Origin of the sequence: Citricoccus sp. SGAir0253 (assembly GCF_005877055.1) — a bacterium.
Classification (GTDB): Bacteria; Actinomycetota; Actinomycetes; order Actinomycetales; family Micrococcaceae; genus Citricoccus.
Window position 1 is genome coordinate 3,150,142 of record NZ_CP039424.1, and the last position, 22,153, is coordinate 3,172,294.

Here is a 22,153-nt window from a genome sequence, read left to right on the forward strand (position 1 = left end):
CTGACACTTTGAGGGCAGGAACGACCGGTCGTTCCTGCCCTCAAAGTGCGTCAGGGGGGTGGCCGAGGGGATGGCTCAGGCGCCGTAGACGCCCTCGAAGAAGGCGGCCAGCTCGTCGGTCGCGTCCAGCGGCAGGACGTGGGCGACGTACTGGTCGGGGCGGACCACGACGACGACGCCCTCGCGGCTGAGCCCGCGGGCCTCGAAGATGTCGTCCTCCGGGTCCGCGCCGAACACCTTGTTCAGGTTGGAGACCTGGAACTCGCCGACCTTCGGGCGGAAGATCGCCGGGGCGCGCATGAGCTCCACGTCCTGGTGCGGCTGCTGGTAGATCGCGTAGACGTCGAACAGGGCGTCCAGGTCCCGGCCCTGCGGGGTGAACCGGCGCACCGGGGACTGCTCGGAGTCCATCCACTCGGCCCACGCGCGCAGCCTCGAGTCCTGCGCGGAGGACACCGCGGCGTCGGCGAAGGCGTAGATCCGCCAGCGCCCGTCCGCCACGTGCTGGTGGCCCAGGAACTTCGGGTTGGTGTCGCACACGCGCGTGACCGGGTGGGCCTTGAAGCGCTTGCCCAGCGTGTAGCCGGTGGCCAGGTCCTGGTGGGTGGCGGGGCCGACGACCAGGCCCTGCGGGTACTCCGTCATGAACCCGGCCGGGAACTCGAAGGTCTTCTGGTAGAACTCCTCCAGCGCATGGGGGTTCTCCAGCTCCTCCGGCTTGGCGGCCATCATCGAGGACCACTCGCGGTCGAAGTCGATGAGGTTCTGGGCGATCTGCTGGCGCTCCGCCGTGTAGGTGGTCAGCAGCTTCTCCGGCGCGATCCCGGAGAGGACCTGGCCGAGCTTCCAGCCCAGGTTGAAGGCGTCCTGGATGGAGACGTTCATCCCCTGGCCGGCCTTGGCCGAGTGGGTGTGGCAGGCGTCGCCGGCGATGAACACGCGCGGGGTGCGCGTCCCGGCCTCCTCGACCGGCACGTCGTCGAAGCGGTCGGTCACGCGGTGGCCGACCTCGTAGACGCTCCACCAGGCGACGTCCTTCACGTCCACCGTGTAGGGCGAGACGATCTCGTTGGCGCGGCGGATGATCTCGTCCAGCGGGGTCTTGCGCACCGCCCCGGCGTCGTCGGGGTCCACCTCGCCCAGGTCCACGTACATGCGGAACAGGAAGCCGCCCTCGCGCGGGATGTGCAGGATCGAGCCGTGCCGGGACTGGATGGCGCACTTGGTGCGGATGTCCGGGAAGTCGGTCTCGGCCAGCACGTCCATGACGCCCCACGCGTGGTAGGACACCGCGCCCACGTGCTGGGCGCCGATGTCCCGGCGGACCCGGGAGTGGGCGCCGTCGGCCCCGAGGACGTACTTGGCGCGCACGGTGCGCTCCTCGCCCGGGGCCACCCCGGCCTCGGCGGTCTCGCCGGTGCGCTTCAGCGTCGCGGTCACGGGGTACTCGCCCTCGCCGACCTCGAGCCGGACGAACTCCCAGCCGAAGTAGGGCTCGGTGCGGGAGGGGGCGTGCCGGGCGAAGCGGGCGAAGTAGTCCAGCACGCGGGCCTGGTTCACGATCAGGTGCGGGAACTCGCTGACGCCGGCCGGGTCGTCCAGCTCGCGGGCCGTGCGGACGATGTGGTCCGGGTTGGCCGGGTCCGGCTTCCAGAAGTTCATCTCGGTCAGGTGGTAGGCCTCGGCGACGATCTCGTCCGCGAAGCCGAACGCCTGGAAGGTCTCCACGCTGCGGGCCTGGATGCCGTCGGCCTGCCCGATCTCCAGGCGCTGCGGACGGCGGTCGATCAGGCAGGTCATGACGTCCGGGAAGCTGGCCAGCTGGGCCGTGGCGGTCATGCCCGCCGGGCCGGAGCCGACCACGAGCACGTCCATGGTCTCGGGCAGCTCGGGGGAACGGTCGAGGCCCACGCCGGCGGCGGGCTGGACGCGCGGATCCGTGGACACGTAGCCGTGGTGGTGGAACAGCATGGAGGTCTCCTGGGGTGGAAGGACGGGTGCGCCTGCCCTGTTCTATAATCGAACGAGGGGTTCAGCTATCGAACATCTGGGCAGGATCATATACGGTTGGTGACTGGACTCACAAGGTCCCGTGACGCGGTCCACCCCGGCGGCCCCCACGGCAGCACCCCGACCGGCCCCCGTCCGGCCCGGACCCCCGGCCCCCCCGTCCCCCCACAGAGAAGAGACCACCGTGAACGCCCCGGGACCCCGCTCCTCCGCGACGACCGCCCCGCACTCCCAGACGCTCTCGCGCGGGCTGCAGATGCTGGAGCTGGTGGTCTCGGCGCCGGAGCCGCCCACGATCGCGGACGTCGCGGCACAGCTGGGCGTGCACCGCTCGATCGCCTACCGGATCCTGCGCACCCTCGAGGACCACGGCCTGCTCACGCGCGACTCCTCCGGCCGGCTCATCGGCGCGCCGGGACTGGCGGTACTGGCCCGGGGCGTGCAGCAGGACCTCCAGTCCGCGGCCCTGCCCGAGCTGACCACGCTGGCCAACGAGCTGCAGATGAGCGCGTTCGTCGCCGTGTGGGGCCAGGGCGAGTGCATCACCCTGGTGACGGTGGAGCCCTCCCGCGGCCACGCCGTCACGCAGCGCCCGGGCACCCGGCACCCGCTCGACCGGGGCGCGCCGGGGCTCGCCGTGCAGGCGGGCATGCCGCCGGAGGAGCTCGCCGAGCTGACCGACGGCGTCCCGCCCCGCCCGGAGGTGGAGCAGACCCGGCGGCGCGGCTACGCGGTGAGCAACGACGAGGTGCTGGACGGCGTCTCCTCGGTGGCCGTCCCGCTGCGGGTCCCCGGCCACCTGCCGGCGGCGGTGGCGGTCGTCTACGCCACCCGCCAGCTCGACGTCGAGGAGCTGGGCCGCCGGCTGGCGCGCAGCGCCGAGCAGGTCGCCGCGCGCCTGGGCCAGCGGCCGGCGGCGCGGTAGGCCCCGGCGGCCGGGCCGCCGTCCGGTTGCGCCCGACGCCGGCCCCCGGCCCCCGCGACCGTCAGTAGGACCCGCGCGGGCCGGCGTCGGGCTCCCCCGGGGCCGGGCACCACGTGTCCGCGAGCGCCTCGGAGCCGCGGGCCAGCAGGGCGACGTCCGCGCCCACGTTGACGAAGTCGGCCCCGGCCGCCACGTACTCGCGGGCCTGGGCCTCCACGAACGCGTTGACCCCCACGACCTTCCCGGCGGCCTTGACGTCCGCGATGACCTGCTTGACGGCGGCGACGACGTCCGGGTGCCCCTGCTGGCCGAGCAGGCCCATCGTGGCGGACAGGTCCGAGGGGCCGATGAAGACCCCGTCCACCCCGTCCACGGCGGCGATGTCCGCGGCATGGGCCACGGCCTCGACGGACTCGACCTGCACGAGCAGCGTCACCTGCTCCCCCGCGGCCGCGAGGTACCCCGCGGTGCGGTTCCAGCGGCCGGAACGGGCCAGGGCGGAGCCGACGCCGCGCACCCCGCGGGGCGGGTAGTGCATGGCCCGCACGGCGGCCTCGGCGTCCTCGGCGGTGTGCACCATGGGCACCAGCACGTTCTGCGCCCCGAGGTCCAGCACCTGCTTGATGACGACCTCGTCCAGCGCGGGCACCCGGACCAGGGCGAGGGTTCCCGTCCCGGCGATCGCCCGCAGCTGCGCCTGGATGGACTCCAGGGACAGCGGGGCGTGCTCGCCGTCGATGAGCAGGTAGTCCAGGCCCGCCCCGGCGCAGATCTCCGCGGCGGTGGGATCGCCCGAGGACAGGAACATCCCCGCCACGGGCCGGCCGCCGCGCGCGGCCGCGGCCCCGGGCGTGAACAGGTCCTTCAGCGGCGGCTCGGCGGTCACGCGAATCGGCATGTCACCGTCCCCAGCGGTCCGTAGTCGGCGAAGACGGTGTCCCCCGCGTAGACCCACATGGGCCGCGTGAAGGAGCCGGCGAGGATGATCTCCCCGGCCTCGAGGGCGTCCCCGTGCCCGGCGATGCGGTTGGCCAGCCAGTGCACGCCGTTGGCGGGGTGGTTGAGCACGCCGGCGGCCACGCCGGTCTCGATGATCTCCTCGTTGCGCGAGAGCAGGCCGGCGACCCAGCGCAGGTCCACGTCCCCGACGCCGACCGGCCGGCCGCCGAGGACCATGGAGCCCAGGGCGGCGTTGTCCGAGATGGTGTCCGTGATGGTGCGGCCCTCCATCTCGATGCGGGAGTCCAGCACCTCCAGGGCCGGCACCACGTACTCGGTGGCGCGCAGCACGTCCAGGATGTTCAGTCCCGGCCCGCGCAGCTCGTCCTTGAGCACGAAGGCCAGCTCCATCTCCACGCGCGGGTGGGTGTACCGGGCCCACTCGTAGACGTGGCCGGACTCGACGACCTGGTCGTCGAAGATCACCCCGTAGTCGGGCTCGTCGATCCCGGTGGCGTCCTGCATGGCCTTGGAGGTCAGGCCGATCTTGTGGCCGACCTTGCGCCGGCCGGCCTCGACCTGGCGCTCGGCCCAGATCCGCTGGACCGCGTAGGAGTCCTCGATCTGCATCTCGGGGTAGCGGGCCGTCAGCCGCGGGACGGGCTGGCGGTCGATGCCGGCGCGGTGCAGCTCGTCGGCGATCTGTACGTGGGTGTCGTGGTCGAGCATGGGGCTCCTCCAGGTGCTCCGGGGACGGGACCGCGGGACGGTGTTCCCCTGATCGTATACGATGCAGGGCGATCTTCGTCACATCCCGGCCGCCGCGGGCCCCGCGCCCGCCGTCGCTCCCTCACGGCAGCAGGCGCAGCCTCCGGGCCGTGGCCACGGCCTCGTGGCGGTTGCCGCAGTCCAGCTTGGCCATCACCGAGCGCATGTAGCTCTTCACGGTGACGGGGCTGAGCGAGAGCCGCTCCCCCACCTCGGCGTAGCCGCAGCCCAGCGCCACCTGGGACAGCACGTCCATCTCGCGCCGGGTCAGCCGCACCGCCGCCTCGGCGCCGCCGGCGGTCCAGTCCTCCAGCCGCGCCGCCACGGCCCGGACGGAGGCGGCCAGCGCCTCGTCCCCGCTCGCGTGCGCCAGGGCGATCAGCTCCGAGTGCGTGGTGCGCAGCACCTCCTCGAGGTCGCGCAGGTCGGCGTCCACGGGCCCCTGGGCCAGCCCGAGCAGCGCGACGCGGCGGTCGACCTCGTCCCGGGTGCGCAGCTCCTGCGCGATCGCCTGCGCGGCGGTGACGAGGTCGCCGATCACCCGGTCGCCCACGCTGCCGCACTGCCGCGTGGCCGCGTAGAGCACCGCGCGGGGACGCTGGCGGACCACCACGGGGATGGCCGCCATAGAGGACAGCCCCTCGGCGCTGACGACTGCGTCGAAGTGGTGGGTGATGGCGTCCGAGGTGACGTAGTCGTCCACGGTGAGGGGCCGGTCCCGGTGCATCGCCGCCCCGCCGAGGCCCTGCCCGACCGGGACCCGCTGGCCCACCAGCGACCGCGTCCGCGTTCCGGACGTCTCGGAGATCTCCAGCCGGTCGCCCCGGACGATGCCGCCGAAGGACACGTCCGTGATGGACGCCGTGCGCATCCGGCGCAGCCACGCCCGGATGAGCTCGAGGTCATCCGGGCGGTGGAGCTCGGCACTCGGACCCACGGGCAGCCCCTCTCGTGATGTTCGTCACAGTCTACGGGACGCGCGGTCGCCACGGCCCGGGAACCGTGGCGACCGCACACCCAGGGGATCGCGGGACGTCAGGGGGCCTCGACGGCGTCGCGGATCGCGGCCGGCGCCGGGGCGGGAGCGGCGCCCGGAGCAGCGGCCGCCGGGCCGGCGTCGGCCAGGTCCGCCCCGCGGGTCTCGCGCAGCAGGGCCAGGACCAGCACGCTCACCAGGGCGATGCCCGTGAGCATCAGGCCGACGGCGCCCCCGCCGAAGGCGGCCAGCAGGCCCGCCGCGGCGAGCGGCGGCAGGGCGCCGCCGAGGATGCCGGCCAGGCTGTAGGCCAGCCCGGCTCCGGTGTAGCGGTACCGCGTCTCGAACAGCTCGGGCAGGAAGGACCCGGCCGCGCCGAAGCTGAGCCCGGCCACCACGAGCGTGCCGCTGACGCCCAGGGTGAAGGACACGACGCTGCCGCCGTCCTCCGTGAGGCCCATGTCCAGCACGGGGAACATCACGAACGACCAGCCCAGCCCGGCCACGCCCGCCACGAGCAGGGTGCCGCGGCGGCCGATCCGGTCGGAGAGCATTCCCGAGCCCACGGTGGCCAGGGCGAAGAACACCGAGGTGACGAGGCCGGCGGTGAGGATCTCGTTGCGCTCGAGCTGGAGCACCTTCGACCCGTAGCTGGTGAGGAACGAGGTGCCGAGGTAGAAGAAGGCGAACAGGGAGCTGAAGGCCAGCCCGCCCAGGACCATCTCCCTCCACTGCCGCCGGACGGCCTCCCAGATCGGCAGGGTCCGGCGCCCGGGCTCCGCCAGGGCGGTCCCGGCGGCCGCGGCGACCGCGCGCTCGGCCTCGGCACGCGCCTCGGCCGCAGCCTTGGCCTCGAGGAACACGGGGGTCTCCTCGATGCTCAGGCGGATCCACAGCCCGACGACCACGAGGGCCGCGCTGAGGATGAACGGCACGCGCCAGCCGACCTCGACGAAGGCCGTGGAGGAGTCGCCCAGGGTGATGTTGGTGACGAGGAAGGTGCCGCTGGCCAGGCCGAAGGCGATCGCGGGGCCGAGCATCGGCAGCGCGGCGAAGTACCCGCGCAGCTTGGGCGGCGCGTACTCGGCGGCCATCAGCGCGGCGCCGGCCCACTCCCCGCCCACCGCGAAGCCCTGCAGGAACCGCAGGGTCACGAGCAGGATCGGGGCCACGACCCCGAAGGCGCCCAGGGATTCGGGGGTGGGCAGCAGGCCGATCAGCACGGTGGCCGAGCCCATGATGAGCAGGGTGGCCACGAGCGCCTTCTTGCGGCCGATCCGGTCCCCGAAGTGCCCGAAGACCACCGCGCCGACGGGGCGGGCGAAGAAGGCGACGGCGAAGGTGGCGAACGAGGCCACGAGGGCGGCCGACTCGCCCAGCGCGGCGAAGAAGACGGTGGGGAACACCAGGGCGGCGGCGGTCCCGTAGATGAAGAAGTCGTAGTACTCGATGGTGGTGCCCACGGTCGTCGCGACGGCGACCCGGCCCATCGGCGGCTTCTTGGCGGGCGGCGCGCCCTCGGCGACCGGCCGCTGGCGGTCATGTCTCCGGATGGTCATGGCCTCTCCTCAGTGCTCCACGGGGAATGTGATGCACGCCACAGTAGGAGGGGCGCCCGCGGGCCCACCACGTCCCGAAGGAGGTAGGGCGACCGGCGGACCGGGACCCGCCCCACGCCCTCCGGCGGGGGCGGCGGGTGGCCGGGCCGGGGAACGACGGCGGCCGGCACCCCGCGCTGGAGGTGCCGGCCGGCGTCGGGCGGGGTCCGGGAGGTCCCGGACCCCGGGAATCCCGGACCCGGGCGGATCAGAGCTGGTTGCCGAGCTTGAAGCCCTTGGCCGCCTCGCCCTTCCAGGAGCCGGACTCGTCACCCTCGCGGGTGTAGGAGAACCCGTCGGCGCCGATCGTCACGTCCATCTCGGAGTCGTCGGTGCGGGCCACGACCTCCTTCGGGTTGCCGTCCAGGTCCAGGACCAGGGAGGCGTTGGTGTACCAGGACGGCACGACCGGATTGCCCCAGAAGTCGCGGCGCTGGTTGTCGTGGACGTCCCAGGTGACCACCGGGTTGTCCGGGTCACCGGTGTAGTAGTCCTGGGTGTAGATCTCGATGCGGTGGCCGTCCGGGTCCAGGATGTAGAGGTAGAACGCGTTGGAGACGCCGTGGCGGCCGGGACCGCGCTCGATCCGGTCCGAGATGCGCAGGGCGCCCATCTTGTCGCAGATGGCCAGGATGTTGTGCTTCTCGTGGGTGGAGAAGGCCACGTGGTGCATGCGCGGGCCGTCGCCGCCGGTCATGGCGGTGTCGTGGACGGTCGGCTTGCGGCGCATCCAGGCCGCGTACACGGTGCCGGCCTCGTCCTGGATGTCCTCGGTGACGCGGAAGCCCAGGTCCTGCATGAACTTCGTGGCGCGCGGCACGTCCGGGGTGACCTGGTTGAAGTGGTCCAGGCGGACCAGGGCGCCCGGGGTGTAGAGGTCGTAGCGCCAGGCCAGGCGCTCCACGTGCTCCACGTCGTAGAAGAACTCGTAGGGGAAGCCCAGCGGGTCCTCCACGCGCACCGAGTCGCCGATGCCCTTGGTGAAGCCGTCCTTGCGCCGCTCCACGCGGCAGCCGAGCTCCTCGTAGAAGGCCACGGCCTTGTCCAGTTCCTCGGGGCTGCGCACGCGGTAGGAGAAGGCGGCGACGGCGGCCACCGGGCCCTTGCGCAGCACCAGGTTGTGGTGGATGAACTCCTCGAGGGACCGCAGGTAGATGGCCTCCTCGTCCTCCTCGGTGACCGTCAGGCCCAGCACGTCCACGTAGAACTCGCGGGACTTGGCCAGGTCGGTGACGACCAGCTCCATGTACGCGCAGCGCAGGATGTCCGGAGCGGGGGCCTTCGGGGTGGGGATCGGGTTGTCGGAGTGGATCGGGGCCTCCTGGGAGACGTAGAAGCCCGAGGACGTCAGCGTCCGGTCATCGAGGTGGGTCATGGCTGTCCTAGTTTCTCGTGCGGGGGATGCGGGGGATCCCGGGAAGGGAAGGGGAAGTGCAGGAGGTGGACGGCGGGCCGGTGGGCCCGCCGCCCGCGGGGGCTCAGGCCTGGAGCTGCTCCGCGGCCTCCTCCTGGCGGCCGAAGACGGGGTTGTGCACCTCGCCGAGGTTGATGTGCACGGCCTGCTGGTCCGTGTAGAAGTCGATGGACCGGTAGCCGCCCTCGTGGCCGAGGCCGGAGGCCTTCACGCCGCCGAACGGGGTGCGCAGGTCGCGCACGTTGTTGGAGTTCAGCCACACCATGCCGGCCTCCACGTCCTGGGCGAAGTTGTGGGCCCGCTTGAGGTCGTTGGTCCAGATGTAGGCGGCCAGGCCGTACTTGGTGTTGTTGGCCAGCTCCAGCGCCTCCTCGTCCGTGTCGAACGGGGTGATGGCCACGACCGGGCCGAAGATCTCCTCCTGGAAGATCCGGGCGTCCGGGGCCACGTCCGCGAACACGGTGGGCTGGATGAAGTTGCCCTCCGGGAACGCCTCCGGGCGGCCGCCGCCGGCGGTCAGCCGGGCCTCGGTCTTGCCGATCTCCACGTAGGACATGACCTTCTCGAAGTGCTCCGGGTGCACCAGCGCGCCCACCTCGGTGGTCTCGTCGTGCGGCAGGCCCACCTTCACGCGCTTGGCCTGGGCCGAGTAGCGCTCCACGAACTCGTCGTAGACGTCCCGCTGGACCAGGATGCGCGAGCCGGCGGTGCAGCGCTCGCCGTTGAGGGAGAAGACGCCGAAGATGGTGGCGTCGATCGCGGCGTCCAGGTCGGCGTCCGCGAAGACCACGGCCGGGGACTTGCCGCCGAGCTCCATGGACAGCGCCTTCAGGTGCGGGGCGGCGTTGCCGAAGATGATCTGGCCGGTGCGGGACTCGCCGGTGAAGGAGATCAGCGGCACGTCCGGGTGCTTGACGAGCGAGTCGCCCGCGTAGCCCTCCTCGCCGTAGCCGTGGACGATGTTGAACACGCCCGCCGGCAGCCCGGCCTCCTCGAAGATGCCCGGCCACAGGGAGGCGGACAGCGGGGTGAACTCGGCCGGCTTGAGCACCACGGTGTTGCCGGTGGCCAGGGCGGGGCCGAGCTTCCAGGACTCGAGCATGAACGGGGTGTTCCACGGGGTGATGAGCCCGGCCACGCCGATCGGCTTGCGGTTGACGTAGTTCGCCTGGCGTCCGGGGACCTTGAAGGCGTCGTCGTGCTGGGCGACGATCAGGTCCGCGAAGAACCGGAAGTTCTCGGCGGCGCGGCGGGCCTGGCCGAGGGCCTGCTTGATCGGCAGCCCGGTGTCGTAGCACTCCATCTCGGCGAGGTCCTGGCCGCGGGACTCCACGATGTCCGCGACCTTGTGCAGGATGCGGGAGCGCTCGCGCGGCAGCATGGTGGGCCACGGCCCGTTCCGGAAGGCCTCCTTGGCGGCGGCGACGGCGGCGTCCACGTCCGCGACCTTGCCCGAGGCGGCCTTGAGGTAGGGCTCGTTGGTGACCGGGTTCAGCACGTCGAAGGTGTCGCCGTCGATCGAGTCGACGTGCTCGCCGTTGATGTAGTGCTGGATCCTCTCCGGCAGGTGGGCGGGGACGAAGTCATCGGTGGGGGTGCTCATCGTGGGTCCTCTCGGTGTGGGACGGGTGGAGGGTCGGGGGGGTCGGTTCAGGAGGCGGAGGGGGCGGCCATCGTGGCCATGTACGCGTCCAGGGTGTTGGTCCGGTGCCGCCGGGCGGCGGCCTCGATCTCGGCGAACGGGGCGCCCGCGGCGATCAGGTCCAGCAGCGCGTCGTGCTCGTCCACCGAGTCCCGGGCCCGGGCGGGGACGTGGGCGAAGGTGGAGGAGCGTAGCGCGGTGAGCCGGTTCCAGCCGCGGTGCACCAGGTCCAGGATGTGGGGGTTCTGGTGGTGCTCGAAGAGCGTGGAGTGGAACTCCTTGTTCAGGGCCGTGAACTCCACGGGGTCGAAGCCCGCGGCCAGCAGGGCGCGCATCCGGGCGTTGATGGCCCGGGCCCGGTCCAGCTCCTCGGCCGTGACGAGCGGGGCGCACTGGGCGGTGGAGAACCCCTCCACGAGGGCCAAGGTCTCCATCGTGTACTGGTACTCCTGCGGGTTCACGCCCACCACGGTGGCGCCCACGTTGCGCTCGTAGGACACCAGGTCGTCGTGCTGGAGCCGGCGGATGGCCTCGCGCACCGGGACCACGGACATGTCCAGCTCGGCGGCCAGCTGGGCCAGCACGAGGCGGCTGCCCGGGGCGAACCGGCCCTGCTGGATGCCCTCCAGGATGGCCCGGTAGGCGCGGTCCGCCTTCGAGTCCTCCCCCGGGGCCGGCGCGATGCCGGGACCGCCCGCCGCGCGCCCGGCGGGGGCGCGGACCGCGGGGTCCGTCGCGGCGGGGGCCATCAGGACCGGCCCCCGTCGGGGGCCTCGCCCGCGGCGTCCCGGGCACCCGCGGCGTCCTGGGCGGCACGGTACTCGGCGTAGCGCTGCCTCCACTCGGCGTTGGGCGGGAACAGCCCGTCCACGGGGTGTCCCTCGGCCACGCGGTCGAACACCCAGGCGTCCTGCAGCTCCTGCGCGTAGGCGTCCTCGATGACCTCGTGCAGCAGGGCCGGCGGGACCACGACCACGCCGTCGTCGTCGCCGATCACGATGTCCCCGGACTGCACGGTGGTGCCGCCGCACGCGATGGTGCCGCCCACCTCCCACGGCACGTGGCGGCGGCCGAGCACGGCCGGGTGGGCGCCGTTGGAGTACACCGGCAGCCCCACCTCGGCGACGGCCGCGCTGTCCCGCACCCCGCCGTCGGTGATCACGGCGTTGGCGCCGCGCACCTTGGCGCGCAGGGCGAGCACGTCCCCGAGGGTCCCCGTGCCGGTCTCGCCGCGCGCCTCCATGACCACCACGTCGTCCGGCTCCACGGAGTCCATGGCGCGCTTCTGGGCGTTGAAGCCGCCGCCGAAGGCCTTGAAGAGGTCCTCGCGGTTGGGCACGTAGCGCAGGGTCTTGGCGTAGCCGAGGATCCGCTGCCCCGGGTGCATGGGGCGGACGCCGTCGATCGTGGCGTTGTCGATCCCGCGCTTGCGCAGCTGCGCGGTGATGGTGGCCACCGCGGTGGCGTTGATCATGGCCTTGAGCCCATCGGTGAGCAACGAGCGGTCGGCGGTGGGCGCCGAGGGCACGTAGTGGTACCCGGCCCCCTGCGCCGGTGCCGGCTCCGCGCCGGCCGCGGCGCCGCCGTCGCCGGCCTCCGGGGGCAGCCCGGCGGCCTCGCGGGAGCCCCAGGCCTCCTCGCGCTGGGTGTCGTCCACCCTCGGGCCGTGGCCGTAGGGGGCCATCGGGTGCTCGCCGGCCACCACGCGGGTGACGAGGCGGCCGCTGGACGGGGCGCCGGGAGCGGTGGGCGCGTCCACCTCCACCTCGACGACGTCGCCCGGCCGGGCGACGGAGGATCCGGCCGGGGTGCCGGTCAGGATGACGTCCCCCGCCTCCAGGGTCATCAGCTGGGACAGGTCGGCGACGAGCTGGCCGAAGGGGAAGACGAGGCCCTCGGTGGTGTCCTCCTGGACGAGCTCGCCGTTGACCCAGGTGCGCACGCGCAGCGCGGCGGGGTCCACCTGCCCGGCCGGGATGACGTGGGGGCCGAGCGGGGTGTAGCCGTCGCCGGACTTGTTCTTGACGTTGGAGCCCTTGTCCGCGTGGCGGAGGTCGTACAGGCCCCAGTCGTTGGCGGCGGTGACGCCGGAGACCTTGGACCAGCCCTCCTCCGGGGTGACCCGCCGGCAGTCCTCGCCGATGACGAGCGCGATCTCGCCCTCGTAGGCGAGCAGCTCGGTTCCGGCGGGGCGCTCGATGGCGTCCCCCGTGCGGGCGATGGAGGTGCCGGCCTTGAGGAAGTATCCCGGGAACTGCGGGGAGCGCCCGCGCTGGGCGATCCGCGAGGGGTAGTTGAGGTGCAGGGCGATGACCTTGCCGGGCCGGTCCCGCCGCGCCGTGAAGTCCACCTCGACGGGGCCCTGGGGTGCCGTCCCGCCCGTGCCGCCTGCCGTGCCCGTGCCTGTCATGTCCTGCGCCTCCGCGGTGTCGATGTGATCTGCGTCGCTGTCGGAGCAATCGTATACGATCCGGGGCGGGTGGCACCACCCCCGTCCCCGGAGGACGTCACGGAAGGCGTCCCGGGGATCCCGGGGCGGGGCCGCGAGGCTCCCTAGACTGGCCCCATGAGCGAGACGCCGCAGGACGCCCAGCCCACCCCCGCATCGGCCGCCGAGTCGGCCGCCGAGTCGACCACGGGACCGACCGCCGGGACGACCGACCCCGCCGGACGGACCAACCCGGACACCGGCCTGCCCGTGTCCGCGCCGCAGGCCGCGTGGCCGGAGCGGGTGGACACCGGTCCGCGCCAGGTGAGCTACCGCATCCGCGTACAGGCGCCGGCGGCCGAGCTGTGGGCCCTGCTGGCCGATCCCCACCGGCACCACGAGGTGGACGGCTCCGGGACCGTCCAGCACACCCGGACCGGCCCCCACCGGCTGGCCGTGGGCGACGAGTTCACCGTGGCCATGCGGAAGTTCGGCGTGCCGTACACGATGCGCCTGGTGACCACGGCCTCCGACGAGGGGCGGCTGCTGGAGTGGCAGCACCCGGGCGGACACCGCTGGCGGTGGCGGTTCGAGGACGCCGGGGACGGCAGCAGCCTCGTCACCGAGACCTTCGACTACTCGTGGACGCGTCCCGCCGTGGCCCGCGCCTACGAGCTCACCCGCCGCCCGGCGGACAACGCGAACGGCATCCGCTCCTCCCTGACGCGGCTGGCGGGCCGCTACCTCTGACCGCGGCCCCGGACGGACGGCATTCCGCCTTCGCGGACCGGCCCGGGGCGCCCCGTCGCGGTGTACCCCGGACACGGCGCGACCCGGCAGGTCCCGGGGCCCCGCCGGGAGGCGGCACCCCGGTCCTGCCGGGTCACGGGCGGGCGTTCGCCGGGTCAGGCCCGGCCGGCGTCCTCGTAGTCGATGACCACGCGCCCGGAGATCTTGCCGTGCTGCATCTCGTCCAGGACGGCGTTGACGTCCGAGAGCGGCCGCGTGGTGTAGGTCGGGTGGATGAGGCCCCGGGCGTAGAAGTCCAGCGCCTCGACCATGTCCTGGCGCGTGCCCACGATCGACCCGCGGATGGTCAGCCCCTTGAGCACGATGTCGAAGATGGGCGCGGGGAAGTCCCCCGGCGGCAGGCCGTTGAACACGATCGTCCCGCCGCGGCGGGTCATGTCGATCGCCTGGCCGAAGGCCCGCGGATGGACGGCGGTGACCAGCACGCCGTGGGCCCCGCCGGTCTTCTTGAGGATCTCCTCGGCCGGCTCCGCCACGTTGGCGTTGACGAGCACCTCGGCCCCGTGCTCCCGGGCGAGCTCGAGCTTGTCGTCGGCCACGTCCACGGCCACCACGCGCATGCCCATGGCCACGGCGTACTGCACGGCGATGTGACCGAGGCCGCCGATGCCGGAGATCACCACCCACTGGCCGGGGCGGACCTCGGTCTGCTTGAGCCCCTTGTACACGGTGACGCCGGCGCACAGCACGGGGGCCACCTCGTGGGGGTCCGCCCCCTCCGGGATGACGGCGGCGAACCGGGCGTCCACCAGCATGTACTGGCCGAAGGAGCCGTCCACGGAGTAGCCGCCGTTGACCTGGCTTTCGCACAGCGTCTCCCAGCCGGTGCGGCAGTACTCGCAACTGCCGCAGGCGCTCGAGAGCCACGCATTGCCGACCATCTGGCCCACCGACACCTCGGTCACGCCCGGGCCGACCCTCTCCACGATCCCCACCCCCTCGTGCCCCGGGACGAAGGGCGGTGTGGGCTGGACGGGCCAGTCGCCGTGGGCGGCGTGCAGGTCCGTGTGGCACACGCCGCTGGCGATCAGCCGCACGAGGGCCTGGCCGGGCCCCGGCTCGGGAATGGGCAGGTCCTTGACGGCGAGGTCCTGGCCGAACGACTCGACGACGGCAGCCTTCATGGTGCTCATGGCATCCTCCTGGGTGCTGGGCAAAGCGGGGAAAAGCGTGAGGGGCGGGGGGAAGCGGTGGGGACAGCGTGGGGCGCGCAGGCCTAGAAGAAGCCCTGGGCGTCCTCGGAGTAGGACACGAGCAGGTTCTTCGTCTGCTGGTAGTGGTCCAGCATCATGAGGTGGTTCTCGCGGCCGATGCCGGAGGACTTGTACCCGCCGAACGCCGAGTGCGCGGGGTAGTTGTGGTAGTGGTTCACCCACACGCGGCCGGCCTGGATGGCCCGCCCGGCCCGGTAGGCGGTGTTGCCGTTGCGGGACCAGACCCCGGCGCCGAGACCGTAGAGGGTGTCGTTGGCGATGGACATGGCGTCGTCGAAGTCCCGGAAGGTGGTCAGCGAGACCACGGGGCCGAAGATCTCCTCCTGGAAGATGCGCATGTCGTTGGTCCCGCGGAAGATCGTCGGCTGCACGTAGTAGCCGCCGGCCAGGTCGCCGTCGAGCTCGGCGCGCCCCCCGCCGGTGAGCACCTCCGCGCCCTCCTGGCGGCCGATGTCCAGGTAGGACAGGATCTTCTCGAGCTGGTCGTTGGAGGCCTGCGCCCCCATCATCGTCTCCGGGTCCAGCGGGTTGCCCTGCGTGATGCGCCGGGTGCGCTCCACCACGGCGTCCAGGAACCGGTCCACGATCGACTCCTGCACCAGCGCGCGGGACGGGCACGTGCAGACCTCGCCCTGGTTGAGGGCGAACATGGTGAAGCCCTCCTGCGCCTTGTCCCAGTAGGCGTCGTCCGCCGCCATGACGTCCTCGAAGAAGACGTTCGGGGACTTCCCGCCCAGCTCCAGGGTCACGGGGATGAGGTTCTCCGAGGCGTACTGCATGATCAGCCGGCCCGTGGTGGTCTCCCCGGTGAACGCGATCTTGCGGATCCGCCTGCTCGTGGCCAGGGGCTTGCCCGCCTCGAGGCCGAAGCCGTTGACGATGTTGAGCACGCCGGCCGGCAGCAGGTCCCCGATCAGCTCGGCGAGCACGAGGATGGAGGCCGGCGTCTGCTCGGCCGGCTTGAGCACCACGGCGTTGCCGGCGGCCAGCGCGGGGGCGAGCTTCCACACGGCCATGAGGATCGGGAAGTTCCACGGGATGACCTGTCCCACCACGCCCAGCGGCTCGTGGTAGTGGTACGCCGTGGTGTTCTCGTCCAGCTGGGACAGGGAGCCCTCCTGGGTGCGGATGGCGCTGGCGAAGTAGCGGAAGTGGTCGATCGCCAGGGGCAGGTCCGCGTTGAGGGTCTCCCGGATGGCCTTGCCGTTGTCCCACGTCTCGGCCACCGCGAGCATCTCGAGGTTGGCCTCCATGCGGTCGGCGATCCGGTTGAGCACCAGCGCCCGCTCCGCGGGGGAGGTCTGGCCCCATGCGGGGGCGGCGGCGTGCGCGGCGTCGAGCGCGGCCTCGATGTCCTCCGCGGTGCCCCGGCCGACCTCCGTGAAGACCTGGCCGGTGACGGGGGTCGGGTTCTGGAAGTACTGGCCCCGCACCGGCGGCACCCACTCCCCGCCGATGTAGTGCTCGTACCGGGGACGGAAGCTGACCTTCGCCCCCTCGGTGCCCGGGGTGGCGTAGACGGCGGTCTCAGGGTCTGCGTAGACGGTCATGTCGGCTCCTTGACGAGGTGGTCGCGGCCGGGGAGGTGCCGCGAACGTGACGGTAGTCACACCCCCGTTGCATCCACGTTGCACCGCGGCACCTCGGCCGCCCGCTCAGCCGGTGGCCGCGATCCGCTCGATCGTGCTCACGGCGAGGGCCCGCCGCGGGGACTCGGCGGGCAGCAGGCGCAGCGCCGCCGTCCACGCCTCGAGGTCCTCCGCCGCCTCCGGCCGGGCCAGGTACGCCCACAGCTCGTCGATCCCCGCGTCCTGCAGCACCGCCTCCCGCAGGGCCGCCCGCAGCTCCCCGCGGATCGCCACGATCCCGGGCGCCTCCGAGCGCGGCAGCACCGGCCCGACGGCGAGGCGCAGGGCCGCGCCCACGTCACCGCGGCGCAGGGCGTCCCGGGCGAGCACGGCGTCGGTGCGCAGCGGGCCGGTGATCCGGTACGGGCGGGAGCCGAGCCCCACGGGACCGGTGCCGGGCCCCGTCCCGGCGGGGCCGCCGTCGGGCGCCTCGCCGGAGGCCGCACCCGCGCAGCCCGCCAGCACCCGGCGCAGCCGGTGCAGCTCGGCCCGCAGGGTGACGTCCTGGCCACCGCCGTAGAGCAGGTCCTCGAGGGCGGCCCCGTCCAGGCCCGGGGCGTGCCAGTCCAGCAACGCCAGGATCTCCGCGTGCCGGCGGGAGACCTCGCGCAGCGCGGTCCCGTCCCGGCCCAGCCGCGCCGGCAGCACCCCGGTGACATGCAGCAGCAGCGGCCCGTCCGGACGGGCGGGCCCCGCACCGGCACCGGCGGCGGAGGCTCCCACCGCCGCCCCCTGCCCCGCCGCCGGACGGCCGGGGACGACGACGGCCGCGCGGCCGGCGCGGCGCACCCCGGTCCGTTGCCAGGTCAGCTCGACGGCGGAGGCCGCGGCGCCCAGCAGGGGCAGCGCCAGCGGGGAGACGGCCTCGTCCCCACCGGTGAGGTCGAGCACGCCCACGAGGGTGCCGTCGGCGGGGTCCCGCAGCGGCACGGCCGAGCAGCTCCACGGGTGGACCACCGGGTGGAAGTGCTCGAAGCGGCTGACCTGCATGGCGCGGCCCGTGGCCAGGGCGGCCCCGGGCGCGGAGGTGCCCACGGAGGCCTCGGACCAGTCGGCGCCGGGGACGAAGCCCATGACCTCGGCACGGCGGGCCGCCGCCGGATCCCCCTCGACCCACAGCAGCTGCCCGGCGGCGTTGCCGAGGGCCACGATGAGCCCGGCATCCGCGGCCGGCTCCACGAGCAGGCGGCGGACGATGGACAGCACGTCGGCCAGCGGGTGCCCGTCGCGGGCCTCGCGCAGGGCGTCGTCGGCGAGCACCGCGGGGGCGGCCGAGGCGTCGGGACGGGCCCGCACGGCGAGGGACCGGCGCCAGGACTGGGCCACGTCCTCCCGCAGCGGGCCTCGCAGGGGCAGCCCCGCGCCGGCCGCGGCGGCCAGGGCCGCCAGTTCGTGGTGCGCCCGCTCCACGTGCCGCTGGTAGTCGGGCGCGGAGAGCCGGGGGATCACCGGGGGTCCATCAGGCGAGAGCGGATCAGGAACCGCTTGCCCTCGGGGGCCTCCACGGAGAACCCGGAGCCCCGGCCGTCCACCACGTCCAGGGTCAGGTGCGTGTGCTTCCAGTACTCGAACTGCTCCCGGCTCATCCAGAACGGCAGCCCCGTCCCGTCCGGCAGGCCGAAGGTGCCGAGCAGGATGTCCGCGTCCCCGGTGCGGAAGTCGCCCGCGGGGAAGCACATGGGCGAGGAGCCGTCGCAGCAGCCCCCGGACTGGTGGAACATCAGCGGTCCGTGCACCTGCTGGAGCCGCTGGACCAGGTCGAGGGCCTCGCGCGTCATCGCCACCCGGGAGGCCTGCTCCCCGGGGACCTCGGGCCGGGCCTCGAGGGCCGGGGGGTCGGACGTCGGGTGGGCGGGACCGGGGGCGCCGGCCGCGCCGGACGGGGCCTGCGGGGATGCAGACGTCATGGCGTGCCTCCTGGGCTGGGGGGTGCCACCACGGTACCGCCCGGCGTGACCTGCGTCACGCCCGGCGCCGGCGCTCCGCCTCCGCGGCGATGTCCGCCAGGTCCTGGCGCATCGCCCGGCGCGATGCGGCCGCCCCGAGCGGGGCGGTGACCGCGGCGAGCAGCCGCAGGGGCAACGACGGACGGACGGGCTCTCCCCGGAACCGCATCACCAGCTGCGCCCGCTCCCCGCCGGCGCCCCCGGCCACGGGCAGGAGCTCGAGGACCGTCTCGTAGCGCATGCCGTGGGACTCGGCTCGGATCTCGGTCCGGCGCCCCGGCTCCATCGCGGTGACGGTCATGACCTCGCTCGCCTCCCGGCCGAGCATCACGCGGGTCTCCCGCCAGCTGGTGCCGACCCCATAGCCGGTGTCCGCGGACAGCCGCTCGACGGAGGTGACCCCCGAGAGCACCCGGGCCGTGCCCTCCAGGTCGGCCAGGACCTCCCACACGGTGGCGGCGGGCGCCCGGACCTCGGTGACGACGGAGAGCGGCTTCATGGGGGACCTCCCGGGCACGGGCCGTCAACGGCCGATGGAGCGGACGGGATCACCGTACCGCTCCATCGCCGTGCACCGGACCGCTCGCGGTCCGGCCGGGCCCGTCAGTAGGCCTTGACGCGCTGCTCCACGATCAGGTGGATCAGGGCGAAGCGGTTCTCCTCGTCGATCGCCTTGAGGGCGGACTCGAGGGCGGCCGGGATCTCGGAGTCCTTCTCCACGCGCACGCCGAAGCCGCCGAAGGCCTGGGCCATGACCGCGAAGTCGGGGTTCTTCAGCTGGGTGCCGGACACGCGGCCCGGGTAGTCGCGCTCCTGGTGGGTGCGGATGGTGCCGTACTCCTGGTTGTCCATGACGATCACCAGCGGGGTGGCGCCATACTGGGCGGCGGTGGCCAGCTCCTGGCCGTTCATCAGGAACTCGCCGTCACCGGCGATGGTCACCACGCGGCGGCCCGGGTAGTTCAGGGAGGCGGCCACGGCCGAGGGCACCGAGTAGCCCATGGAGCCGTTGCGGGCCGAGATCATGGCGGCGTAGGAGTTGGTGGGGAAGTACCGGTGCGCCCAGTTGGTGTGCTCGCCGGCGCCCAGGGTGACCATGGCGTCCTCGGGCAGGGTCTGCACCAGGTTGGCCATCAGCGTGGCCATCTTCGCCTGGCCCTCGGAGGGCTCGGCCGGCGGCAGCTCCGCGAACTTCTCCTGCTCGCCGCGCATGCGGGCGGTCCACTCCTTCCAGGACTCCTTGACGGGCAGGTCCATGCGCACGAGGTCGCGCACGAACACGTCCGGCTTGGAGACGATCTGGTGGGAGACGGGGCCGGAGCGGCCGCGCAGGGACGGGTCGATGGTGACCAGGAAGTTCTTCTTGTCCCAGTTCTGGCGGATGGTGAAGCCGTCCGTGACCACGTCACCGGGCACGGTGCCGATGAAGATGATGAGGTCCGTCTCCTCGAGCAGGTCGTAGGTGGGCTTCGGGCGGCCGTAGCCGATCGGGCCCACGTAGGACGGGGAGGTGAAGGGCACGGTGCCCTCGGTGCGCCACTCGGCGGCGGCCGGGATGTGGTGCTCCTCGAGCCACTGGGTGAGCGTCTCGGCGCCCTCGGTGGTCCAGTCGTTGCCGCCGGTGATGACGAGCGGCTTGTCCGACTCCTGCAGGGCCTGGTTCAGGGTCTTCCAGTCCTCCACGGTCATGCCGCCGGGGGCCACCGGGATGCACGGGTGCAGCGTGGGGTCGATCTGCTCCTTGATGACGTCCTCGTGCAGGCCCACGATGACCGGACCCGGGCGGCCGGAGCTGGCGGCGAACATGGCCTCGGCCACGATCTCCGAGGCGCGGTCGGCCTGGTCCACGGTCATCACGCGCTTGGCGCCGGACTCGAACCACATCTGCGGGTCGAACTCCTGGAACGCCTCCTTGCCGCGGTGCTCGAAGGGGATCAGGCCCACGAACAGCACCATGGCGGTGGAGTCCTGCCACGCGGTGTGCAGCCCCACGTGCGCGTTGGCGGCGCCCGGGCCGCGGGTCACCATGGCGATGCCCGGGACGTCGTTCATCTTGCCGTCGGCCTCGGCCATGTAGGCGGCGCCGCCCTCGTGGCGACAGACCACGTTCTCGATGTCGGAGTTGTGCAGCCCGTCCAGCACGTCCAGGTAGCTCTCGCCCGGGACCGAGTAGACGCGCTTCACGCCGTGGGCCCTCAGCGTGTCCACGATGACGTGGCCGGCGGACTTGGTCGCGGACGTGTTCTGGGCTGTGCTCATGGAAGCTCCTTGGACTGTGTGCGGTGGCGGCGCTGCCGACCGCGACCCGGGATGGTCCTCGGGCGGTGCAGGGCGGACTCCGAGCAAAGATACCCCAGCGGATCCGCGGCCTCCGGTCCTGTGGCGGGATGTGTCGCCGGGCGCGGAGCCCGCGCGAACACTGGGCGGGCCGTGTTTCTGGCACGCGGAAACGCCCGGCTGCGCTTCAGCCCCAACCGGCAGTACAGTGCTGAGATGTTCTCCCCCACCACGACCCGCCGGCTGGCCCTGGCGGCAGCGCTGGTCAACACCTCCGCCGGTCGCCACGGCGGCCGGGTCCTGCCCGACCGCCTCGAGGAACCGGGGCGACTGGCCGCCCTGCTGCCCGGCGGGGACCCCGGCGGCCCCGCCCCGGAGGCCACCCTGCGGGCGGTCCGGAAGCTCCGCGCCGCCCTCGCCGGCACCTGGCAGGACGCCGCCGCCCGGGACGTGCCCGCCGCGCTGGAGTCCCTGAACCACCTGCTCGCCGCGGCCGGCCCGGTCCGGCTGGCGCTGCCGGGCGCGCCCGACGGCGGCGGGTCCGGCCCCGGCCCGGAGGGCGCCGAGGGCGCGGGGCCGGGGGACGCGACGGGTCCGGGGGACGCGACGGGGCCGGGGCCGGCGGCGCGGACCCCGGCCGTGCTCGCCGCGGGCCGCGAGGGGGACCCCGCCGAGCGGGAGCTGTCCGCGGCCCTGGCGCTGGCGCTCACGGAGGTCGCCCTGGCCGGGGAGCTGACGCGGCTGCGCACCTGCGCCGGCGAGGACTGCGACAACGCCTTCGTGGACCTGACCCGGAACCGCTCCAAGCAGTTCTGCGACGAGGCCAACTGCGCCAACCGCGCCCACGTGAAGGCCTATCGGGCGCGCCGCGCCGCCGAGCCCGGGGCCGCGGAGGCGTCCGTCGGCACCGGCACGCCCGGGGCGGCGCCCGCCGGTCCGGGGACGGGGGACCGGGAGGAGGGCTCCGGGAAGGGCACGGCCCGGGGCAGGGAAGCCGACAAGGGCGGGAAGCAGAAGGCGAAGAAGAAGGCGAAGAAGAAGGCGCGGAAGAAGGGCCAGAAGGGATCGACGAAGGGCGCCTAGGCCTCGTCCTCGGGGGGTGGCCGGCCTAGCGCTCCCCGCGCTCGCCCTCGTCGGGACGGCGGGCCGCCTCCTCGCGGCGGCGCTGCGCCTCGGCCTTGCGCCGGGCGACCGCCTGGCGGTGCAGCTCCTCGGAGGAGCGGTGCACGCCGGAGCCCTGGGAGAGATGGTCGGGGTTGTCCTTGGCGGCCAGCTGGAGCATGGCGACGACCACGAGGGACACGATGAAGAAGGCGCCGAAGGCGATCAGGCCGATGTCCACGCGCCACGGGTTGTCCGTGCCGCCCGAGGCGGTGAGCGTGGCGACGACCCCGCCGATGAGGGCGAGGGCGAAGGAGAACAGCAGCGGGCCCTTGATCGAGGACAGGAAGCCCGGCTTGCCCTCACGGCGCTCCTGCGGGGCCCCGCCGGGACGGGGTGGCTGCGGGCCGGTGCTGGGCGTGCTCACGAACGATCTCCTGGTCTACGAGTGCTGGGGCATCCGCCCGGGCGGGACTC

General features: G+C 73.4%; 19 protein-coding genes. 3 read left to right on the forward strand and 16 right to left on the reverse strand.

All coding sequences use genetic code 11. The features are described from left to right. Positions 1-75: 75 nt before the first annotated feature. Positions 76-1,971: an FAD-dependent monooxygenase gene (locus E7744_RS13750; protein WP_137774610.1), complete on the reverse strand. Its 1,896-nt coding sequence runs from the start codon at positions 1,969-1,971 to the stop codon at positions 76-78. 223 nt (positions 1,972-2,194) lie between these two features. Here E7744_RS13750 and E7744_RS13755 point away from each other — a divergent pair, with 223 nt between their 5' ends. Further along, positions 2,195-2,935 (forward strand): IclR family transcriptional regulator, encoded by a 741-nt coding sequence (locus E7744_RS13755; protein WP_137774611.1) that lies wholly within the window; start codon positions 2,195-2,197, stop codon positions 2,933-2,935. A 61-nt stretch (positions 2,936-2,996) separates the two neighbouring features. Here the strand turns inward: E7744_RS13755 and E7744_RS13760 are convergent, their stop codons facing one another. The 8 genes from E7744_RS13760 to E7744_RS13795 all read right to left on the reverse strand — a co-directional run bounded on the left by E7744_RS13760 (position 2,997) and on the right by E7744_RS13795 (position 12,682). Continuing rightward, a complete protein-coding gene (locus tag E7744_RS13760) occupies positions 2,997-3,833 on the reverse strand; it encodes an HpcH/HpaI aldolase/citrate lyase family protein (protein WP_137774612.1) in 837 nt (278 codons plus the stop codon). Then, entirely contained in the window at positions 3,818-4,603 is a 786-nt protein-coding gene (locus E7744_RS13765) for a 2-keto-4-pentenoate hydratase (RefSeq protein WP_137774613.1), read from the reverse strand. The genes E7744_RS13760 and E7744_RS13765 overlap by 16 nt, the downstream gene beginning before the upstream one ends. A 121-nt stretch (positions 4,604-4,724) precedes the next feature. Continuing rightward, positions 4,725-5,579 (reverse strand): LuxR C-terminal-related transcriptional regulator, encoded by an 855-nt coding sequence (locus E7744_RS13770; protein ID WP_210417123.1) that lies wholly within the window; start codon positions 5,577-5,579, stop codon positions 4,725-4,727. A 98-nt stretch (positions 5,580-5,677) separates the two neighbouring features. Continuing rightward, positions 5,678-7,177 carry an MFS transporter gene (locus E7744_RS13775; protein WP_137774614.1) on the reverse strand — a complete coding sequence of 500 codons (1,500 nt, stop codon included), beginning with the start codon at positions 7,175-7,177 and terminating at the stop codon, positions 5,678-5,680. A 247-nt stretch (positions 7,178-7,424) separates the two neighbouring features. Next, positions 7,425-8,591 carry a 3,4-dihydroxyphenylacetate 2,3-dioxygenase gene (gene hpaD, locus E7744_RS13780; protein ID WP_137774615.1) on the reverse strand — a complete coding sequence of 389 codons (1,167 nt, stop codon included), beginning with the start codon at positions 8,589-8,591 and terminating at the stop codon, positions 7,425-7,427. Positions 8,592-8,694: 103 nt separating this feature from the next. Further along, complete coding sequence (hpaE, locus tag E7744_RS13785; protein ID WP_137774616.1) at positions 8,695-10,233, reverse strand: 5-carboxymethyl-2-hydroxymuconate semialdehyde dehydrogenase; 1,539 nt, start codon at positions 10,231-10,233, stop codon at positions 8,695-8,697. Positions 10,234-10,280: 47 nt separating this feature from the next. Then, a complete protein-coding gene (locus E7744_RS13790; protein WP_137774617.1) occupies positions 10,281-11,021 on the reverse strand; it encodes a GntR family transcriptional regulator in 741 nt (246 codons plus the stop codon). Beyond that, positions 11,021-12,682 (reverse strand): fumarylacetoacetate hydrolase family protein, encoded by a 1,662-nt coding sequence (locus tag E7744_RS13795; RefSeq protein WP_246858462.1) that lies wholly within the window; start codon positions 12,680-12,682, stop codon positions 11,021-11,023. Before E7744_RS13795 ends, E7744_RS13790 begins: the two co-directional genes overlap by 1 nt. Positions 12,683-12,838: 156 nt before the next feature. On the opposite strand from E7744_RS13795, the gene E7744_RS13800 reads away from it, so the two are divergent. Next, the gene (locus E7744_RS13800) at positions 12,839-13,450 is read left to right on the forward strand and encodes an SRPBCC family protein (RefSeq protein WP_137774618.1); all 612 of its coding nucleotides are present in this window, start codon (positions 12,839-12,841) and stop codon (positions 13,448-13,450) included. Between the two features lie 155 nt (positions 13,451-13,605). On the opposite strand, the gene adhP is transcribed toward E7744_RS13800, so the two are convergent. The 6 genes from adhP to E7744_RS13830 all read right to left on the reverse strand — a co-directional run bounded on the left by adhP (position 13,606) and on the right by E7744_RS13830 (position 20,557). Then, positions 13,606-14,643: an alcohol dehydrogenase AdhP gene (adhP, locus tag E7744_RS13805; protein ID WP_137774619.1), complete on the reverse strand. Its 1,038-nt coding sequence runs from the start codon at positions 14,641-14,643 to the stop codon at positions 13,606-13,608. An 83-nt stretch (positions 14,644-14,726) separates the two neighbouring features. Then, on the reverse strand, positions 14,727-16,274 hold the full coding sequence (locus E7744_RS13810) for an aldehyde dehydrogenase family protein (RefSeq protein ID WP_137774620.1): 1,548 nt from the start codon (positions 16,272-16,274) through the stop codon (positions 14,727-14,729). A 105-nt stretch (positions 16,275-16,379) separates the two neighbouring features. Then, positions 16,380-17,801 (reverse strand): GAF domain-containing protein, encoded by a 1,422-nt coding sequence (locus E7744_RS13815; protein ID WP_137774621.1) that lies wholly within the window; start codon positions 17,799-17,801, stop codon positions 16,380-16,382. Then, positions 17,798-18,130 carry a DUF779 domain-containing protein gene (locus E7744_RS13820; protein ID WP_246858680.1) on the reverse strand — a complete coding sequence of 111 codons (333 nt, stop codon included), beginning with the start codon at positions 18,128-18,130 and terminating at the stop codon, positions 17,798-17,800. Before E7744_RS13820 ends, E7744_RS13815 begins: the two co-directional genes overlap by 4 nt. Positions 18,131-18,314: 184 nt before the next feature. Beyond that, a complete protein-coding gene (locus tag E7744_RS13825; RefSeq protein ID WP_137774623.1) occupies positions 18,315-18,797 on the reverse strand; it encodes an SRPBCC family protein in 483 nt (160 codons plus the stop codon). A 104-nt stretch (positions 18,798-18,901) separates the two neighbouring features. Further along, complete coding sequence (locus E7744_RS13830) at positions 18,902-20,557, reverse strand: thiamine pyrophosphate-dependent enzyme (protein WP_137774624.1); 1,656 nt, start codon at positions 20,555-20,557, stop codon at positions 18,902-18,904. Between the two features lie 234 nt (positions 20,558-20,791). Here E7744_RS13830 and E7744_RS13835 point away from each other — a divergent pair, with 234 nt between their 5' ends. Further along, the gene (locus tag E7744_RS13835) at positions 20,792-21,658 is read left to right on the forward strand and encodes a CGNR zinc finger domain-containing protein (protein ID WP_137774625.1); all 867 of its coding nucleotides are present in this window, start codon (positions 20,792-20,794) and stop codon (positions 21,656-21,658) included. Between the two features lie 25 nt (positions 21,659-21,683). On the opposite strand, the gene E7744_RS13840 is transcribed toward E7744_RS13835, so the two are convergent. Beyond that, positions 21,684-22,103, reverse strand: a complete 420-nt coding sequence (locus tag E7744_RS13840; protein ID WP_137774626.1) for a hypothetical protein — start codon at positions 22,101-22,103, stop codon at positions 21,684-21,686. Positions 22,104-22,153 lie beyond the last annotated feature (50 nt).

Bases quoted from the DNA above. Each gene is read 5' to 3' on its own strand.
- E7744_RS13750 (WP_137774610.1), bottom strand. From the start codon at position 1,971: ATGCTGTTCCACCACCACGGCTACGTGTCCACGGATCCGCGCGTCCAG.
- E7744_RS13760 (WP_137774612.1), bottom strand. From the start codon at position 3,833: ATGCCGATTCGCGTGACCGCCGAGCCGCCGCTGAAGGACCTGTTCACG.
- E7744_RS13765 (WP_137774613.1), bottom strand. From the start codon at position 4,603: ATGCTCGACCACGACACCCACGTACAGATCGCCGACGAGCTGCACCGC.
- E7744_RS13775 (WP_137774614.1), bottom strand. From the start codon at position 7,177: ATGACCATCCGGAGACATGACCGCCAGCGGCCGGTCGCCGAGGGCGCG.
- hpaD (WP_137774615.1), bottom strand. From the start codon at position 8,591: ATGACCCACCTCGATGACCGGACGCTGACGTCCTCGGGCTTCTACGTC.
- hpaE (WP_137774616.1), bottom strand. From the start codon at position 10,233: ATGAGCACCCCCACCGATGACTTCGTCCCCGCCCACCTGCCGGAGAGG.
- E7744_RS13790 (WP_137774617.1), bottom strand. From the start codon at position 11,021: ATGGCCCCCGCCGCGACGGACCCCGCGGTCCGCGCCCCCGCCGGGCGC.
- E7744_RS13795 (WP_246858462.1), bottom strand. From the start codon at position 12,682: ATGACAGGCACGGGCACGGCAGGCGGCACGGGCGGGACGGCACCCCAG.
- E7744_RS13800 (WP_137774618.1), top strand. From the start codon at position 12,839: ATGAGCGAGACGCCGCAGGACGCCCAGCCCACCCCCGCATCGGCCGCC.
- adhP (WP_137774619.1), bottom strand. From the start codon at position 14,643: ATGAGCACCATGAAGGCTGCCGTCGTCGAGTCGTTCGGCCAGGACCTC.
- E7744_RS13810 (WP_137774620.1), bottom strand. From the start codon at position 16,274: ATGACCGTCTACGCAGACCCTGAGACCGCCGTCTACGCCACCCCGGGC.
- E7744_RS13820 (WP_246858680.1), bottom strand. From the start codon at position 18,130: ATGACGCGCGAGGCCCTCGACCTGGTCCAGCGGCTCCAGCAGGTGCAC.
- E7744_RS13825 (WP_137774623.1), bottom strand. From the start codon at position 18,797: ATGAAGCCGCTCTCCGTCGTCACCGAGGTCCGGGCGCCCGCCGCCACC.
- E7744_RS13830 (WP_137774624.1), bottom strand. From the start codon at position 20,557: ATGAGCACAGCCCAGAACACGTCCGCGACCAAGTCCGCCGGCCACGTC.
- E7744_RS13835 (WP_137774625.1), top strand. From the start codon at position 20,792: ATGTTCTCCCCCACCACGACCCGCCGGCTGGCCCTGGCGGCAGCGCTG.